Source organism: Actinotalea endophytica, from assembly GCF_025717005.1.
Taxonomy (GTDB): domain Bacteria; phylum Actinomycetota; class Actinomycetes; order Actinomycetales; family Cellulomonadaceae; genus Actinotalea.
This window is the reverse complement of record NZ_JAOVZU010000002.1, coordinates 213,026-230,133: the sequence shown is the minus strand read 5'-3', so window position 1 is coordinate 230,133 and position 17,108 is coordinate 213,026. Positions and strand designations below refer to the sequence as shown.

At 73.6% G+C, this 17,108-nt stretch carries 18 protein-coding genes; 6 read left to right on the top strand and 12 right to left on the bottom strand.

The window, feature by feature from the left end:
• Positions 1-89 precede the first annotated feature (89 nt).
• Both OEB99_RS04230 and OEB99_RS04225 read left to right on the top strand, forming a co-directional pair.
• Entirely contained in the window at positions 90-926 is an 837-nt protein-coding gene (locus tag OEB99_RS04230) for a purine-nucleoside phosphorylase (protein WP_263508531.1), read from the top strand.
• A complete protein-coding gene (locus OEB99_RS04225; protein WP_263508530.1) occupies positions 926-2,683 on the top strand; it encodes a phospho-sugar mutase in 1,758 nt (585 codons plus the stop codon). Before OEB99_RS04230 ends, OEB99_RS04225 begins: the two co-directional genes overlap by 1 nt.
• Positions 2,684-2,710: 27 nt before the next feature.
• Here the strand turns inward: OEB99_RS04225 and OEB99_RS04220 are convergent, their stop codons facing one another.
• Genes OEB99_RS04220 through OEB99_RS04205 form a run of 4 tightly spaced genes read right to left on the bottom strand, consistent with a single transcriptional unit; the run spans position 2,711 to position 5,703 of the window.
• Positions 2,711-3,064, bottom strand: a complete 354-nt coding sequence (locus tag OEB99_RS04220; RefSeq protein WP_263508529.1) for a hypothetical protein — start codon at positions 3,062-3,064, stop codon at positions 2,711-2,713.
• 34 nt (positions 3,065-3,098) lie between these two features.
• Entirely contained in the window at positions 3,099-3,863 is a 765-nt protein-coding gene (locus OEB99_RS04215; protein ID WP_263508528.1) for a glycerophosphodiester phosphodiesterase family protein, read from the bottom strand.
• Positions 3,864-3,889: 26 nt separating this feature from the next.
• Entirely contained in the window at positions 3,890-4,588 is a 699-nt protein-coding gene (gene deoC, locus OEB99_RS04210) for a deoxyribose-phosphate aldolase (RefSeq protein WP_263508527.1), read from the bottom strand.
• On the bottom strand, positions 4,585-5,703 hold the full coding sequence (locus OEB99_RS04205) for an adenosine deaminase (protein ID WP_263508526.1): 1,119 nt from the start codon (positions 5,701-5,703) through the stop codon (positions 4,585-4,587). The genes deoC and OEB99_RS04205 overlap by 4 nt, the downstream gene beginning before the upstream one ends.
• Positions 5,704-5,832: 129 nt before the next feature.
• On the opposite strand from OEB99_RS04205, the gene OEB99_RS04200 reads away from it, so the two are divergent.
• The 4 genes from OEB99_RS04200 to OEB99_RS04185 are packed head-to-tail and all read left to right on the top strand — an operon-like array spanning position 5,833 to position 8,675.
• Positions 5,833-6,258: a hypothetical protein gene (locus OEB99_RS04200; protein WP_263508525.1), complete on the top strand. Its 426-nt coding sequence runs from the start codon at positions 5,833-5,835 to the stop codon at positions 6,256-6,258.
• Complete coding sequence (locus OEB99_RS04195; RefSeq protein WP_263508524.1) at positions 6,255-6,563, top strand: hypothetical protein; 309 nt, start codon at positions 6,255-6,257, stop codon at positions 6,561-6,563. Before OEB99_RS04200 ends, OEB99_RS04195 begins: the two co-directional genes overlap by 4 nt.
• Position 6,564: 1 nt before the next feature.
• Positions 6,565-7,251 (top strand): response regulator transcription factor, encoded by a 687-nt coding sequence (locus tag OEB99_RS04190; RefSeq protein ID WP_263508523.1) that lies wholly within the window; start codon positions 6,565-6,567, stop codon positions 7,249-7,251.
• Positions 7,248-8,675 (top strand): sensor histidine kinase, encoded by a 1,428-nt coding sequence (locus tag OEB99_RS04185; protein ID WP_263508522.1) that lies wholly within the window; start codon positions 7,248-7,250, stop codon positions 8,673-8,675. Before OEB99_RS04190 ends, OEB99_RS04185 begins: the two co-directional genes overlap by 4 nt.
• Here OEB99_RS04185 and OEB99_RS04180 read toward each other — a convergent pair.
• The 8 genes from OEB99_RS04180 to OEB99_RS04145 all read right to left on the bottom strand — a co-directional run bounded on the left by OEB99_RS04180 (position 8,660) and on the right by OEB99_RS04145 (position 16,967).
• Positions 8,660-8,875 carry a hypothetical protein gene (locus tag OEB99_RS04180; RefSeq protein ID WP_263508521.1) on the bottom strand — a complete coding sequence of 72 codons (216 nt, stop codon included), beginning with the start codon at positions 8,873-8,875 and terminating at the stop codon, positions 8,660-8,662. The two genes, OEB99_RS04185 and OEB99_RS04180, sit on opposite strands and share 16 nt — an antisense overlap.
• 56 nt (positions 8,876-8,931) lie before the next feature.
• Entirely contained in the window at positions 8,932-9,864 is a 933-nt protein-coding gene (locus OEB99_RS04175; protein ID WP_263508520.1) for a hypothetical protein, read from the bottom strand.
• A gap of 1 nt (position 9,865) precedes the next feature.
• On the bottom strand, positions 9,866-11,176 hold the full coding sequence (locus OEB99_RS04170) for a thymidine phosphorylase (protein WP_263508519.1): 1,311 nt from the start codon (positions 11,174-11,176) through the stop codon (positions 9,866-9,868).
• 76 nt (positions 11,177-11,252) lie between these two features.
• A complete protein-coding gene (locus tag OEB99_RS04165; RefSeq protein ID WP_263508518.1) occupies positions 11,253-11,651 on the bottom strand; it encodes a cytidine deaminase in 399 nt (132 codons plus the stop codon).
• Between the two features lie 2 nt (positions 11,652-11,653).
• Positions 11,654-12,940 carry an ABC transporter permease gene (locus tag OEB99_RS04160; protein WP_263508517.1) on the bottom strand — a complete coding sequence of 429 codons (1,287 nt, stop codon included), beginning with the start codon at positions 12,938-12,940 and terminating at the stop codon, positions 11,654-11,656.
• Positions 12,937-14,223, bottom strand: coding sequence for an ABC transporter permease (locus OEB99_RS04155; protein ID WP_263508516.1), 1,287 nt, complete (start codon positions 14,221-14,223; stop codon positions 12,937-12,939). Before OEB99_RS04155 ends, OEB99_RS04160 begins: the two co-directional genes overlap by 4 nt.
• The gene (locus OEB99_RS04150; protein ID WP_263508515.1) at positions 14,220-15,740 is read right to left on the bottom strand and encodes an ABC transporter ATP-binding protein; all 1,521 of its coding nucleotides are present in this window, start codon (positions 15,738-15,740) and stop codon (positions 14,220-14,222) included. Before OEB99_RS04150 ends, OEB99_RS04155 begins: the two co-directional genes overlap by 4 nt.
• 114 nt (positions 15,741-15,854) lie before the next feature.
• The gene (locus OEB99_RS04145) at positions 15,855-16,967 is read right to left on the bottom strand and encodes a BMP family lipoprotein (RefSeq protein ID WP_263508514.1); all 1,113 of its coding nucleotides are present in this window, start codon (positions 16,965-16,967) and stop codon (positions 15,855-15,857) included.
• Between the last annotated feature and the right edge of the window lie 141 nt (positions 16,968-17,108).

Genomic DNA, 17,108 nt, shown 5'->3' with positions numbered 1-17,108 from the left:
GCGTCGCGGACAGGGGGCACCCGCACCCGGCCCGCGCTCGACCCGGCCCGAGGCACCGCCGGCCCCCACGGAGCACTAGCCTGCGAGTCATGACCGACCGCACCGCCGCAGACCTCGACGACCCCACCACCGACCCCTTCGACGTGGCGGCCCGCGCCGCCGCGGTGATCGCGGAACGCACCGGGGTGGCGCGCCACGACCTCGCACTCGTCCTCGGCTCCGGCTGGGACGGCGCGGCCGACCGGCTCGGTGAGGTGGTCGCCGAGATCCCGTCGGCCGAGATCCCCGGGTTCAGCGCCCCGGCGGTCGCCGGCCACGGCACCACGACGCGCTCGATCCGGCTCGCCGGGACCGACCGGCACGCCCTCGTGCTCGGCTCGCGCACCCACCTGTACGAGGGCAAGGGCGTGCGGCGCGTGGTGCACGGCGTGCGGACCGCCGCCGCGACCGGTGCCCGCGCCATCGTGCTCACCAACGGCTGCGGCGGGCTCCAGCCCGACTGGGCGCCCGGGCAGCCGGTCCTGATCCGGGACCACCTCAACCTCACCGCGACGTCCCCGCTCGAGGGCGCGACGTTCGTCGACCTCACCGACCTGTACGCGCAGCGGCTGCGCGACGTCGCCCACGAGGTCGACGCGACGCTCCCGGAGGGCGTCTACGCGCAGTTCCGCGGGCCGCACTACGAGACCCCCGCCGAGGTCCGGATGGCCGGCGTGCTCGGCGCTGACCTGGTCGGCATGTCGACCACGCTCGAGGCGATCGCCGCGCGCCACGCGGGTCTGGAGGTGCTGGCGATCTCGCTGGTCACGAACCAGGCCGCCGGGATCAGCCCGGTGCCGCTGTCCCACGAGGAGGTCATCGAGGCCGGCCGGGAGGCGGGGCCGCGGATCAGCGCGCTGCTCGCCGAGATCGTGGGGCGGATCTGATGGCCGCCGTCCTGGACGCCGCGCTCGCCGACCAGGTCCGGGCCTGGATCGCCGACGACCCCGACCCGGCGACGGCCGCCGAGCTGCAGGCGCTGCTCGACCGCGCCGACGCGGCCGACGCCGAGGCGGTCGAGGACCTGGCCGACCGGTTCGCGGGCACCCTCGAGTTCGGCACCGCCGGCCTGCGCGGGGCGTTGGGCGGCGGACCCAACCGGATGAACCGCGCCGTGGTCATCCGGGCCGCCGCGGGCCTGACCCGCTACCTGCTCGACACGCTCACCGAGCAGCTCGGCGGCGTGCTGACCGGTCCCGGCGGAGACCGGCCGGGACCGCGGGTCGTGATCGGCTTCGACGCCCGGTACGGGTCGCACCAGTTCGCGCAGGACACCGCCGCCGTCGTCACCGCGGCCGGCGGCTCGGCCTATCTCATGCCGCGCCTCCTGCCGACCCCGGTGCTCGCGTTCGCGGTGCGGCACCTGGGCGCCGACGCCGGCGTCATGGTCACCGCGAGCCACAACCCGCCGCAGGACAACGGCTACAAGGTCTACCTCGGCGGGCGGGTCGTCACCGACGCCGGGCAGGGCGCCCAGATCGTGCCGCCGTACGACGCGGAGATCGCCCGGCGGATCGCCGCGATCGGCGCGGTCGCCGACGTGTCCCGCGCCACCGAGGGCTGGACCGTCCTCGGCGAGGACGTCGTGGACGCGTACCTCGACGGCGTCGCGGGGCTGCGCGACTCCGGTCCGCGCGACCTGCGGGTGGTGCTCACGCCGCTGCACGGCGTCGGCGGCGCCCTGGTCGAGCAGGTGCTGCGCGGTGCGGGGTTCACCGACCTGCACGTCGTGGCGGAGCAGGCCGAGCCGGACCCCGACTTCCCGACCGTGTCCTTCCCGAACCCGGAGGAGGCCGGCGCGATCGACCTCGCGCTCGCCCTCGCCGACCGGGTCGACGCCGACCTGGTGATCGCGAACGACCCGGACGCCGACCGTTGCGCCGCTGCGGTGCGCGACCCGCACACGGCGGCCTGGCGAATGCTGCACGGCGACGAGGTCGGCGCGCTGCTGGGATCGCAGGCCGCCGCGAGGCACGAGGGCGGCGAGGGCGTGCTGGCGTGCTCGATCGTGTCCTCCCGGCTGCTCGCCCGGATCGCCGCCGCCCACGGCCTCGACCACCGCTGGACCCTCACCGGGTTCAAGTGGATCTCCCGCGTCGACGGGCTGGTGTTCGGCTACGAAGAGGCCCTCGGCTACTGCTGCGACCCGCCGCACGTCCGGGACAAGGACGGGCTGTCCGCCGCGCTCCTGCTGGCCCAGCTCGCCGCCGGGGTCAAGGCCGAGGGCCGCACCCTGGTCGACCTGCTCGACGACCTGGCCCGCCGGCACGGGCTGCACCTGACCGACCAGCTGTCCGCGCGGTTCGCCGACCTCGAGCAGATCCCCGCGACGATGGCGCGGGTCCGCTCCGCGCCGCCGGCCTCGCTCGCCGGCTCACCGGTGACCGAGGTGACCGATCTCGCCCAGCCCGACCCGGCGTCGCCGGTGCCGCCGACCGACGGCCTGCGCCTGCTCGCCGCGGACGGCACCCGCGTGGTGATCCGGCCGTCCGGCACCGAGCCGAAGGTCAAGTGCTACCTCGAGGTCGTCGTGCCCGTCGAGCAGGACGCACCTCAAGCGACGGTCGGCCAGGCGCGTCGGGCTGCACGGCAGCGGCTGGACTCCGTCCGCGCCGACGTCGCCGCTGCGCTCGGGCTGGGCTGAGCGGGGCGGGTGGCTCAGGCGGAGGCGTCAGCCCTCGTCGACCGAGAACGATGCGGCGCGCGCGCCGAGCGGTCCGGGGTCCGGCACCGCCGTACAGGTCAGGGTCTGCGTCGCCGCACCGCTGTGCGTGGTGGCTCGTACCGCCCACCAGCCCTGCTCGTCGACCTCGACGCCGACGTCGACCCCCGACGCGACCTCCAGGCCGAGCTGCTCCTCGGCCGCCGTCAGGCACGCGGCGATGGCACCCGTGGTCGGGCTCATGCCGCCCGCGCCGTCGTCGGTGGAGCACGAGGCCAGCACCCCGACGCTCACGCCGCCGACGGCGATCGCCACCAGGACGGGCCGCAGCCCGCGAGAACCCCTCGGTCGGCCGTTGATCACGGGCGGACGCTACCGGAACCCGGGCACCCCGTGATCAGTCCGTCCAGTCGCCGCGCTCGACCAGGACGTCGCGCAGCAGATCGGCCCGGTCGCTGACCAGACCGTCGACACCGAGGTCGAGCAGGCGGCGCATCTCGGCGGGCTCGTTCACCGTCCACACGTGCACCTGCAGACCCCGCTCGTGCGCGGCGTCCACGGTGCGCCGGTCGACCACCGTGATCCCGGACTGTGCGACGGGGACCTGCAGGCAGTCGATCGGCCCCGCGACGCGGTCGACCACGCCGCGCAGGCCCAGCCGCGTGCCGAGCACGAACCGCACCACCGAGCCGGTCCCGGCCGAGGTGGCCACCGGCCGGGACAGGTCCGCGAGCACCGCCCGGCGCCGCGCGTCGGAGAACGACCCGATCAGCACCCGGTCGTGCGCCTTCTCGCGCTCGATCACCGCGACGGTCGGAGCGATCGCCGACGGCGACTTGACGTCGATGTTGACCCGCAGGTCGGGCCAGGAGTGCAGCACCTCGGCGAGGGTCGGGACGGGCTCGGCCCCGCCGATCCGGGCGCGGCGCACCTGCGACCAGGTGAGCTCGGCGACCCGGCCGGTGCGGTCCGTCACCCGGTCCAGGCTCGCGTCGTGGAACGCGATCGCGACGCCGTCGGCGGTCGCGTGCACGTCGGTCTCGACGTAGCGGAAGCCGAGGTCAACGGCGGCCTGGAACGCCGCCATGGAGTTCTCCAGGCCGCTGCGCGAGAAGCCCCGGTGCGCGAGCGCGATCGGCCCCGACCGCTCCAGGTAGGCCATCGGGCTCGCCTTCCTCCTCAGGTCGGTCAGTAGCCGCCGGAGTCGGTCTGCTCGGCCGCGGGCGCGTCCAGGGTGTCCAGGACCGCGGCGCTGCCCGAGACCCCGAGCCGGGTCGCGCCCGCCGCGATCATCGCCGCCGCGGCGGCACCGGTCCGGATCCCGCCGGACGCCTTGACGCCGAGCCGGCCGCCGACGGTCGCCGCCATCAGCTGCACCGCGTGCTCGCTCGCGCCACCGGACGGGTGGAAGCCGGTCGAGGTCTTGACGAAGTCCGCACCGGCCGCCTCGGCGGCCCGGCAGCAGCCGACGATCGCATCGTCGCTCAGCGCCGCCGACTCGATGATCACCTTGAGCACGGTGGGCGCCGGGATCGCGGCGCGGACCGCGGCGATGTCCGCCTGCACGTCGTCGAACCGGCCCTCGGTGGCGGCTCCGACGTCGATCACCATGTCGACTTCGTCCGCACCGTCGGCCACCGCGCGGGCGGCCTCGGCCGCCTTGATCTCGCTGTGGTGCTTGCCGGACGGGAAGCCGCAGACCGTCGCGACCTTGACGTCGCCGAGCGTCGCCGGGTCGATCGGCAGCATCGACGGCGACACGCACACCGAGTAGGTGCCGAGCCGGCGCGCCTCCGCGACCAGCGCGGCCACGTCCGCAGGCGTCGCCTCGGGCTTGAGCAGGGTGTGGTCGATCATCCGGGCCACGGATGCACGATCGGGAGTCATGCGCTGTGCCGTCCCTTCGGGGTGGGGTTCCAGGCGGGTTCGAGAACATCGGCGACGAGGGCCTCACGCTCGTCGGCGTGCACGAACGCGCTGCGTGCGGCGGTCATGGTCACCGCGAGCAGGTCGTCCATGGTCCAGCGGGCCTGCGTCACGAGGTTCCACAGCTCGTCGGTGAGCGAGGTACGCGACATCAGGCGGTTGTCGGTCGAGATCGTCACGGCGAGGCCGAGGCGATGCAGGGCGGTGACCGGGTGCGCCGCGAGGTCGGGCACGAGACCGGTGTGCAGGTTCGAGGTCGGGCAGAGCTCGAGCGGGACGCGCTGGTCACGCACCCAGTGCGCCAGCTCGCCGAGCCGCGCACCCGCGAGCCCCCACGGGTCGTCGGGCGTCGCGGCACCGAACGTCACGTCCTCGACCAGGCGCGCACCGTGCCCGATCCGCACCGCGCCACCGACGTGCAGCGCCTCGGCGATCGAGTCCGTCCCCGCCCCTTCGCCGGCGTGGATGGTGACCGGGAAGCTCGCCCGCCGCAGGCGGCGCAGCGCGTACTGGTGCCGGCCGACCGGGTAGCCCGCCTCGGGGCCTGCGAGGTCCGCGCCGGCCACACCGGCGTGCCGCCAGCGCAGCGCGAGCTCGGCCGTGGCGCCGCCGTTGTCGGCGTTGCGCTTGATCGTGAGGATCTGCACCACCCGGATCGGCCGCCCGGCGGCAGCCGCCCGCGCGATCCCCTCGACGATCCCGTCGGACACGGCGCCGACCACCTCGTCGCCGGTCAGGCCGTCGCGCTGGTGCTGCTCGGGCGCGTACCTCAGCTCGGCGTGCACCACACCGTCGGCCGCCAGGTCCTCGACCGCCTCGGCCGCGACCCGGCTCAGGTGGTCCGCCTGCTGCATGACGGCCATGGTGTGCTCGAAGGTCTCCAGGTAGTCCTCGAGCACACCGTCGGACGCCGCCGCGAGGAACCAGTCACCCAGGGCGGCCGGCTCGCCGGCGGGCAGGCGATGACCGATCCGGTCCGCCAGCTCCAGGACCGTGGTCGGGCGCAGCCCGCCGTCGAGGTGATCGTGCAGCAGGACCTTGGGCAGCGCCGCGAGGTCGTCGCGGGTGGGCTCCACCCCTCGAGCCTAGTCGAGCGCCGCCCAGGCCCTGACATTCCCCGAACACTCTCCGCGCATCGGCCTGACACACCTGGTCCAGCGTGGTCACCAGGTGCCCGACCGGGTGCCGGAAGACGGAGGGACGACATGCTGAGCCTCACCACGACCGCCACCGCGACGCTCCTCGCCGTCGCGCTGGGCAGCGCACCCACGACCCTGACCACGCTCGCCACGGACGGGTCCGACCCGAGCGGTTCGGGCACCGACTCCGGCACCGTGACCATCGAGGTCGACGCCGCGCGCGTGCAGCACCTGTGCGACGAGACCCTGCCGCACGTGCTGCAGCGGGCGCAGGCCACCCTCGACCGCATCCAGGGCGACGCCGACACGGTCGGGTCGGCGGCGTGGGTGCGCGACCGCGCCGCGCAGGCCGCCGACGAGGGGCACGACGACCTCGCCCGGCGGCTGGAGTTCCGCGCCGACCAGCGGCTCGGCCACGTCGACGAGATCGAGGCGCTGATCGACCGCCTCGAGGGGTTCGACGCGACGATCTGCAGCCAGGTCGAGGGATGAGGGCGCCAGGGCGAGCGGCCGCCGCGCTGGCCGTGCCCGCCGTGCTCGTGGCGGTCCTGGTGAGCGGCTGCGGCGCCCGCGTGACGACGACCGGCGACGGTTCCGGGAGCCGGCCCTCGACCACCAGCGCGGCCACGGCCGCCACGACCACGGATCCCTCGGCCGCCACGACGACCGACCGGACCACCACGACCGACCCGGGCACCGTCGACGGCGCCACGCTGGACGAGGCCGAGGCGGTGCTGGACGAGGCCGAGCAGTTCCTGGACGCTGTCGACCAGGAGATCGCCGAGAACGAGGGCTGAGATGGACGAACCGGCACGCGGCTGGGTGGTGGTCGCCGAGGACGACCAGGCGATCGCCGAGCTGATCCGGCTGTACCTGAGCCGGGACGGCTTCGGCGTGCACCTGGTCCGCGACGGCCGCGACGCGCTCCGGGCCGTGCGCACGCACCGGCCGGTCGCTCTCGTGCTCGACATCGGGCTGCCGGGGATGGACGGCGTCGAGGTCTGCCGGACCCTGCGCGGCGAGGACGACTGGACACCGGTGCTGTTCGTCACGGCGCGGGACGACGAGGTGGACCGCGTTCTCGGCCTCGAGCTCGGCGCCGACGACTACATCACCAAGCCGTTCAGCCCACGCGAGCTGGTCGCCCGCGTGCGCACCGTGCTGCGCCGCGCCGCAGGTCCCGCGCGGGCGGCCGTGCAGCTCGGCGCGGTGAGCCTGGACCGGGAGACCCGACGGGTGCGCGTCTGCGACCGTCCGGTCGACCTCACCCCCACCGAGTTCGACCTGCTGGCCCACCTCGTCGCCCACCCCGACCGGGTCTTCACCCGGGAGGAGCTGCTCTCCACGGTCTGGGGCTACGCCGCGGCAGCCGGTACCCGCACCGTCGACGTGCACGTCGCCCAGCTCCGCTCGAAGCTCGGCGAGGACGCACCGATCCGGACGGTGCGCGGCGTGGGCTACGCGGGCTGGGCCGGCCGGTCGTGAGCGCCCCGGCCGCGCCGCGCGGCGGCGTTCGCGGCACGCTGGCCGGCCGGATCGCCGCCGCCTCCCTCGTCGTGGCTCTGGTCGCCGCCCTGGTCGCAGCCCTCGTCGCGACCAGGATCCTCAACCAGGCCGGTCGGACGGCCGCGCACGCTGCGCTCGCGGCCGAGGCCGACGCGCTCGCCCTCGCCCTCGCCGACCGGCCCACCGATCGCTGGGGCACCCTCGTCGACGAGCTCGGTCCCAGCCTCACCGTGCAGGGCGTCGCGGTCGTCGCCGTCGCTGCCGACGGTGAGCTGACCGGGCCGGCCGAGGCCCTGGCCGTGGTGCGCCGGACGGGCCTCGCCGACGGTGCCGAGGACCTCTCCCGGACGGTGGTCGTCGACCGCCGTACCGTGCTGGTCGAGGGCCGCGCGGTCGGCCCGTCGGGCTTCGCCCTGGTCCAGACGTACGCGCCGGGCCTGCGCACCTCGATCGCGCGCGCCGTGACGATCTCCGCCCTCGTCGGCCTGCTCGGCGCGGGCATCGCCGGCGCAGCCCTGTCCGGTGTGATCAGCCGTCCGCTGCGGCGGGTCGCGGACGTCGCGCACCGCATGCGGGAGGGCAGGCGGGACCTGCGCGCACCCGTCGAGGGACCGACGGAGGTCGCCGACGTGGCCGCGAGCGTGAACGCGCTGGCCGACTCCCTGGCCCACAGCGAGGGTCGGCAGCGCGCGTTCCTGCACTCGGTCTCGCACGAGCTACGGACGCCGCTGACGGCGGTCCGGGGTTTCGCGGAGTCGATCGCGGACGGCGTCACGACGGGCGAGCAGGCGCAACGGGCCGCGGGCACGATCCTGGCGGAGGCCGAGCGCCTCGAGCAGCTGGTCGGCGACCTGCTGGACCTGGCGAGGCTCGGCGCGGACGACTTCTCCCTCGACGTGACCGACGTGGACCTGGCCGCCGTCGCCCGTGCCGCGGCGGACGTCTGGGGACCGCGCGGGGAGTCGGCCGGCGTGCCGGTCACGGTGCACGCCGCCACTCCCGTGCCGGTACGCACCGACCCGCGGCGGGTCCGTCAGGTGCTGGACCTGCTGGCGGACAACGCGCTGCGGGCCACGCCGGCGGGACGGCCCCTGGTGATCGAGGTCGCTGCCGGGTCGGGCGTCGCGACCCTCGAGGTGCGCGACGGTGGCCCGGGCCTGGCGCCCGAGGACTACCCGGTGGCGTTCGAGCGTGGCGTGCTGCACGAGCGCCACCGGGACCGCGGCGCCGGCGGGTCGGGCATCGGGCTCTCGCTCGCGGCGGGCCTGGTGGTCCGGCTCGGTGGCCGCGTGTCGGCCCGGCCCGCACCCGAGGGCGGCGCGGCGTTCCTGGTCGAGCTGCCGCAGGCGCCCACCGGACCGACTGGCGCTGCCGGGCCCACCGGGTCTCAGGCCTCCTGGTAGTCGTCCTCGTCCTCGTCGCCCGCCTCGAGGGACTGCTCGACGACGTCGGACTCCGACGCCTCGTCGGCCAGGTCGGGACGGGCGGCACTGGGCAGGTGCTCGGCGGCGCGCACGTCGTCGGCGGCCTCCCGGACCGCGTCCGGGTCCTGCGGGACCAGACCGGCGTCCACCCAGGTCTCGTCGCCAGGGATCGTGCTCATGGCAGCTCCCTTCCCTCGCTTCCATCGTGGCCCCCGGCGGGCGTGGGCGCCAGGGTTCAGCGGGGCAGCACCGCCCAGACGAGGTGGCTCCAGCCACCGAGCGCAGGGCGTGGACCGGTCGAGCCGCCCGCGAGGGTGAGCACGCGGCCGGACGAGGGCTCGAACACCTCGAGCCCGGCGGAGGTCGTGCCGACCGCGAGCACCACGTGACGCGGCACGGCGGCCTGCAGGCCGCCACCGGTGTCACCACCCGCGAACAGCGGGACCGGCACGCCGCGCCCGACCCAGCCGGCGACCGAGGCCAGCACGTCGGCGAGCTCGAGACGGTCGGAGTCGTCCACCATGTGGTGGCCGTAGGTCACTCCGGGGTAGCGCGCGAGCCGCGCCACGCCCCACGGCGGCGTGCCCAGTGACTGCGGCCAGGCCAGCGGGCCGAGGGCACCACGGTTGCTCCGCCGGTGCAGGACCTTCTGCAGCACGCCGAACCGCGCGGCCGGCGGCCGTTCGGCGAGCACGGCGAGCGCCCGGTCGTCCGCGCCGGAGAGCTCGGGGGGCCGGTGCTCGCCGAGCCAGCCGGCGGCGAGCCACGCCGCCAGGACGGGGTCGCCCGCCGCGGCGAGCATCAGCAGCGACGACGACCCGCACGTGGTCTGGTCGGTCTGGGTACCGGCCTTCGTGAGGTGGTGGACCGGGTCGGCGACGGCGGCCTGCACGTCGGCGTCCCAGCCTCCCCAGGCCGTCGCGATCTCGGCGACCGGCGCGAGCCGCCCGGTCCCGGCGAGCACGCGGGCGAGCACGAGCGAGGCCTCGGGGCGGTCCGCGACCCAGGTGTCGTACGCGCGCCGCTCGTCCGGGCGCAGCCCGTCCCGGACCTGCGCCGCCCGCAGCACCGCCGGGTCGGTGGCGACCAGTGGCGCCGGGGCGCTCGGCCCACCCGCGCCGAAGAGCCGCTGCACGCGGCGCACGATGCTGGTGAGCTGCCAGGCCATCTCAGGCTCCGCCGACCCGGTCGAGCACCAGCGGCCGCTCCGGCGGCCGGGAACCTTCGGGCGCGACGACCACGGCGTGCGCGAGCGCGTCCTTGGCGCGCTCGAACCGCTCCGGCGTGTCGGTGTGCAGCGTCATGAGCGGCTCCCCCGCGCGGACCACGGCACCGGGCTTCGCGTGCAGCTCGACGCCGGCACCAGCCTGCACCGCATCCTCCTTGCGCGCACGTCCGGCACCGAGCCGCCAGGCCGCGATGCCGACCGCGAGCGCGTCGAGCTCGACCAGCACGCCGTCGGCGGGGGCCAGGACCGTCTCGGTGTGCCGGGCCACCGGCAGCACCGCGTCCGGGTCGCCGCCCTGGGCCGCGATCATCGCGCGCCAGGCGTCCATCGCACGGCCCGAGGCGAGCACGTCGGCGGGGTCGACCGTGGCGGTACCGGGCCGGGCACCGAGCTCGAGCATCTCCCGCGCGAGTGCCAGGGTCAGCTCGACGACGTCCGCGGGGCCGCCGCCCGCCAGGACCTCGATCGACTCGCGCACCTCGAGCGCGTTGCCCGCGGTCAGGCCCAGCGGCGTGGACATGTCGGTGATCAGCGCGGACGTCCGCACGCCCGCGTCGGTCCCGAGCTCGACCATCGTGCGGGCCAGGTCGAGCGCGCGGTCGGCGTCCTTCATGAACGCACCGCTGCCGACCTTGACGTCCAGCACGAGCGCACCGGTGCCCTCGGCGATCTTCTTGGACATGATCGAGCTCGCGATCAGCGGGATCGACTCGACGGTTCCGGTCACGTCGCGCAGCGCGTAGAGCTTGCGGTCGGCGGGCGCCAGGCCGGACCCCGCCTGGCAGATCACCGCGCCGATCTCGTCGAGCTGGCGCATCATCTCGTCGTTCGACAGCGCGGCCCGCCAGCCAGGGATCGACTCGAGCTTGTCCAGCGTGCCGCCGGTGTGGCCGAGGCCCCGCCCGGAGAGCTGGGGCACGGCGAGCCCGCACGCGGCGACCAGGGGCGCGAGCGGCAGGGTGATCTTGTCCCCGACGCCACCGGTGGAGTGCTTGTCGGCCGTCGGGCGGCTCAGCCCCGAGAAGTCCATCCGCTCGCCCGAGGCGATCATCGCTGCCGTCCAGCGGGCGATCTCGGCGCGCCCCATGCCGTTCAGCAGGATCGCCATCGCGAGCGCGGACATCTGCTCGTCGGCGACGGCTCCGCGCGTGTAGGCGTCGATCACCCAGTCGATCTGCCCGTCCGACAGCCTGCCGCCGTCCCGCTTGGTGCGGATCACGTCGACCGCGTCGAACGCCTCAGGACCGCTCATCGCGTCTCCGTCCTTGCCTGCTTGACCGCCGGTCGGGCGGTGCCGAGTCCACTGGTCGCCGGTGGGCGACCACCCCTCATCCTCTCGCGACGAGGTCGTCCGGGCCGAAGGCGTCCGGCAGGACGTCGGTCATCGGCCGGATCCCGGACACCGTGGCCACCTGCAGGTCCGCTCCCCCGTGCTCCCACAGCAGCTGGCGACAGCGACCGCACGGCATCAGGGCGTCCCCGTGCTGGTCGACGCAGACGAACGCCACCAGGCGGCCGCCGCCGGAGACGTGCAGCGCCGAGACGAGCGCGCACTCGGCGCACAGCGTGAGCCCGTAGGACGCGTTCTCGACGTTGCAGCCGACCACCATGCGGCCGTCGTCGACCAGCGCCGCGGCTCCGACCGGGAAGTGCGAGTACGGCACGTAGGCACGCGCGCTGACCTCGATCGCCGCTGCTCGCAGGCCGTCCCAGTCGACCTCGGGCACGCTCACTCCTTGATGTACGGCTGGCCGTCGGCCGCGGGCGCCCGCGACTGACCGACGAACCCGGCCACGGCGAGGATCGTCACCACGTACGGCAGCATCAGCATGAACTGGCTCGGCACCGGCGCACCCACGATGTCCAACGCGTTGCGCAGCGCCGACGCCCCACCGAAGAGCAGACCGGCGAGCGCGGCCCGGACCGGGTGCCACTTGCCGAAGATCACCGCGGCCAGCGCGATGAAGCCCGCTCCCGCCGTCATCTCCTTGTTGAACGAGGAGACCGACACGATCGTGTAGAACGCGCCACCGATGCCGACCACGGCGCCCGCCACGAGCACGCCCGCGTACCGCATCCGCTCGACCTTGATGCCGACGGTGTCCGCAGCCTGGGGGTGCTCACCGACGGCACGCAGGCGCAGGCCCCACCGGGTGCGGAACAGCGCGAACCACACCGCGGGGACCGCGAGGTACATGATGTAGACGACGACGGTCTGGTTGAACAGCGCCGGACCGATGATCGGGATCCCCGACAGCACCGGGATCGGCGTGGGGCCGAAGCGCGTCGTCGAGTTGAGCCGCTCGGCGCTCGGCACCAGCACCTCGGAGTAGAAGAAGCTCGTCAGGCCGATCACCAGCACGTTGAGCACGACACCGACGATGATCTGGTCCACCTTGTAGGTGATCGCGAAGACACCGAGGACGGCCGCGACGGTGACGCCCGCGACCATCGCCGCGAACAGCCCGGCCCACGCGCTGTCGGTGAGCGAGCTCGCGATCGCCGCGGTGAACGCCCCGGCGAGCAGCTGCCCCTCGATGGCGATGTTCACCACGCCTGCCCGCTCACCGATCACACCGCCGAGCGAACCGAACACGAGCGGCACGGCGAGCAGCACCGTGTTGAAGATCAGCGTCGAGACCGGGAAGTCACGCGCGCTGCCGGCGCCGGCCCAGGCCAGGAAGCCGAACAGGAGGGCGAACGCGAAGACCGCGGACACCCACAGCGGGACCTTCCGCTGGGCCCGGACGTAGGCGAAGGCCACAGCGGTCAGCACCGCCGCGACGACCACGCACACCCAGGCCGTCGCGGTGCCGGGCACCACGAGCGCCGGCAGCGTGACGAAGTCGCCGTCCGAGGCGAGCCGGAAGTTCGTGCTCCCCTCGCGCGGCGCGAGGGCGATCAGCAGTGCGAACAGCGCGGTGAACGACGCGAGCGCGATCGGCGCCTTGCGCGAGACGACCGTGACGTGCCGGACCTCGACAGGTGCAGCCGGGGCGTTCGTCGTGGCGGTCATGCCGCCACCTCCTTCCGGCTGGAGCGGGTCCATCGGGCACCGGGCTGGGGCAGCCGGAACACGGCCCGGACCAGCGGCGGCGCCGCGATGAACAGGACGATGAGCGCCTGGACGACGGTCACGATCTCGATCGGCACGTTCTCGGCGGCCTGCATGACGGACCCGCCGGCCTTGAACGCGCCGAACAGGATCGCGGCGAACAGCACGCCGATCGGCTGGGACCCGCCGAGCAGGGCGACGGTGATCGCGTCGAAGCCGATGCCGGCGTCGATGTCGTAGCTGAACCCGGTGGTCACGGTGCCGAGCACCTGGGTGACCCCGGCCAGGCCGACCAGACCACCGGCGACGAGCATCACGGACACGGTCGTGCGCGGCACGTTGATGCCGGCGACCCGCGCCGCGTCCGGGTTCTCGCCGACGGCGCGGTACTCGAAGCCCACCTTGGAGCGGTTGAGCAGCCACCAGACGAACGCCACGGCGATGAGTGCGAAGACGAAGCCCCAGTGCAGGTTGTACCGCGGCCCGAGGAGGTCCGGCATGACCGCCGTGTCCTGCATCGGCGGGGTCTTCGGGTTGGACGACCCCGGCGCCTGGAGCAGGCCCGGCGTCGCCAGCATGTAGCTGACGAGGTAGAAGGCCACGTAGTTGAGCATGATCGTGGTGATCACCTCGTGGGCCCCGGTGAACGCCTTGAGCACGCCCGCGATGCCGGCCCAGACGGCACCCGCGGCCACGCCGGCGACGATCGCGACGATCATGTGCAGCGGGAACGGCATGCTCACGCCGAAGCCCACCCAGCCACCGGCCGCGGCGGCCACGAGCATCTGGCCCTTGCCACCGATGTTGAACAGGCCGGCGCGGAAGCCGAGTGCCACACCCAGACCGGCGGCGATCAACGGGGTGGCCATCGTCAGGCTCTGCGTGAACGGTCGGATGGCGCCCGCGAAGTCGTCCGCGCGGAAGTCCCAGACCGCGCCGCGGAACAGCGCCGCGTACGCACCGCCGACCGCACTGCCGATCGCCGCGAAGGTGTCGCCCGGGCGGGCGAAGAAGTACGGCAGCGCCGCCTGCACGCCCTGGTCGGTCACCATGATCATCAGCGAGCCGGCCAGCACCGCGAGGATCACCGCGCCCAGGCTCACCGCCCAGCCGCCCGAGATGATCCGGAAGTACGCCTCACGCCAGCGGTCGCCGCCGGAGGATGCCGGCTCGGTGCTCGCGGCCGTCGTGTCGTCAGAGGCCGCCACGGCCTGCTCCTTGGGCTCGGGGGACTCGGCGCTCATGCGACGTCACTCCCCTTCTGGGGGGTGATGCCGGCCATCATGAGGCCGAGCTCGTCGCGGGGGGTGGTGGACGGGACGATCCCGACCACCCGGCCGCGGTACATGACGAGGATCCGGTCACCGAGCGCGACGGCCTCGTCGAGCTCGGTGGAGACCACGACCACCGGCACGCCGGCGTCCCGCGTCTCGACGATCCGCTTGTGGATGAACTCGATCGAGCCGACGTCCACGCCGCGGGTCGGCTGGGCCGCGACCAGCAGCCTCAGCTCCCGGGACAGCTCCCTGGCCAGCACGACCTTCTGCTGGTTGCCGCCGGACAGCCGGCTGACCTGCTCGCCGATCCCCTGGGTGCGGATGTCGAACTCCTCGACGGCGTCCCGCGCGAAGCTGTCGCGCGGGCCGAGCTGGAGCATCCCGGCCTTGACGAACGGCGGTCCGCCTCGCCGGTCCAGCATGAGGTTCTCGGCCACGGTGAACTCGCCGACCAGCCCGTCGGTGCTGCGGTCCTCGGGGACGAAGCCGACACCGGCGCCGAGCACCTCGGCGACCGGGCGCCCGACCATCTCCTGCCCGTCGAGGACGACGCTGCCGCCGGACGCCTTCTGCAGCCCGACGAGAGCCTCGGTCAGCTCGGTCTGGCCGTTGCCCTGCACCCCGGCGACCACGAGGACCTCGCCGCCGCGGACCGTGAAGCTCACGCCGTCCACGACGACGATGCCCGAGGGGTCGGTCACCTCGAGGTCCTGCACCACCAAGGAGTTGGCCCCGTACTTCGGAGCGGACTTCTGCACCGTCAGCTCGACCGCGCGGCCGACCATCATCGCGGCCAGCTCGGTGTCCGGCTGGTCCGCGGTGGCCTCGCCGACCACCTGGCCGCGGCGGATCACCGTGATCCGGTCGGCGACCTCACGCACCTCGCGCAGCTTGTGGGTGATGAACACGATCGCGGCGCCCTCGTCGCGCAGCTGCCGCATGATCTGCATGAACTCGTCGGTCTCCTGGGGCGTGAGCACCGCGGTGGGCTCGTCGAACACCAGGATCTTCGCGTCGCGGGACAGCGCCTTGATGATCTCGACCCGCTGCTGGACGCCCACCGGCAGGTCCTCGATGAGCGCGTCCGGGTCCACCTGGAAGCCGAACCGCCGCGCGATCTCGTTCACCTTGGTCCGGGCGGCGTCGAGGTCGAGCCGGCCGCCGGGGAGCGTGGTCTCGTGGCCGAGCATGACGTTCTCGGCGACCGTGAAGACCGGGATGAGCATGAAGTGCTGGTGCACCATGCCGATCCCGGCGGCCATCGCGTCGCCGGGGCCGCGGAAGTGCTGCACCTCACCGTCGAGGAGCACCTCGCCCTCGTCGGCGGTGTAGAGGCCGTACAGGACGTTCATCAGCGTGGACTTGCCGGCGCCGTTCTCACCGAGGAGGCAGTGGATCTCACCGGGTTCGACGGTCAGGCTGATCTGGTCGTTGGCGACCAGGGTCCCGAAGCGCTTGGTAATGCCGCGTAGCTCGAGCTTCACGAGTTCCTCATCGACTTGTCTGGGGGGCGACGCGAGGACACGCCCCGGGAGGGCCGTTGCCGACCCTCCCGGAGCGTGTCAGATCACGCCATCGGTGTCACGCCACCTGGGTGCTCAGCTGCCGCTGAGGTACGAGGTGACCGTCACGTTGCCGTCGATGATGTCCTGCTTCAGCTGGTCGACCTCGGTCATCAGGGCCGGGTCCACCTTCGACTCGAAGTCGTGCAGCGGGGCGATGCCGACGCCGTCGTTCGCGAGCGTGCCGACGTAGGCGGTCGGGTCGAAGTTGCCCTCGCCCGCAGCCATGATCGCCTCGTAGGTCGAGACGTCCATGTTCTTCATGATCGAGGTGAGCAGCAGGGAGGCGACCGACGGGTCGGTGTTGTACACGTCGGCGTCCACACCGAGCATCGCGATGTCCTTGCCGGAGTCGGCGATCGCGTCACGTGCGGACTGGTAGATCGGGCCGCCCACGGGGAGCAGCACGTCGACGCCCTGGTCGATGATGCCCGCGGCGATCGACTTGGCCTCGTCGTTGGCCTCGAAGCCACCGGTGAACGAACCGTCCTTGCCGTCCCAGCCGACGACCTCGACGCTCGTGCCCTTGACCGAGTTGTAGTAGTCGACGCCCTGCTTGAAGCCGTCCATGAAGATCGTCACGGTCGGGTAGGGCTGACCGCCGAAGGTGCCGACCTTGCCGGTCTGCGAGTAGCCGGCCGAGAGGTAGCCGGCCAGGAACGCGGCCTGCGCCGTGTCGTACAGCAGCGGCTTGATGTTCTCGGCGTCCTTCTCACCGTTGAAGTCGTTGTCCGCGGCGTCGTCGACCAGCACGTAGCCGATCTCCGGGTTGGCCAGGGCCGACTCGACGGTTGCGGCCGACAGCGCGAAGCCGACCGCCACGATGGTGTTGCAGCCCTCGGAGACCATGGCCTCGAGGTTGGGCTGGAAGTCGGTCTCGGAGTCGGACTGCGCCTCGCGGAACTGGGCACCGAGCTCCTCAGCCGCCTTCTTGGCACCCTCGTACGACAGCTGGTTGAAGGACTTGTCGTCGAAGCCACCGGCGTCGGAGACGATGCAGGCGGTGTAGTCGATCGACTCAGCGGTGGTGGAGTCGGTGGCGGTGTCGCCTGCCGAGCTGGTGTCGGACTCCTCGGGTGCAGCGGCACACGCCGCCAGGGCCAGAGCGGTCGCGGCGGCCAGCGCCACACCTCGCATCACAGTCTTCACGTGTTCTCCTGAGTGGTTGTGCACTGTGCCGGTGCCGGTCACCTCACCGCGCTCGTGCCACGGGTCAGCATCCGACCGGTCGGCTGCTGTAGAGCGAACAGTAACGGCCCCGCGGTAGCGGCTGGGTTACTAGCGCGTACC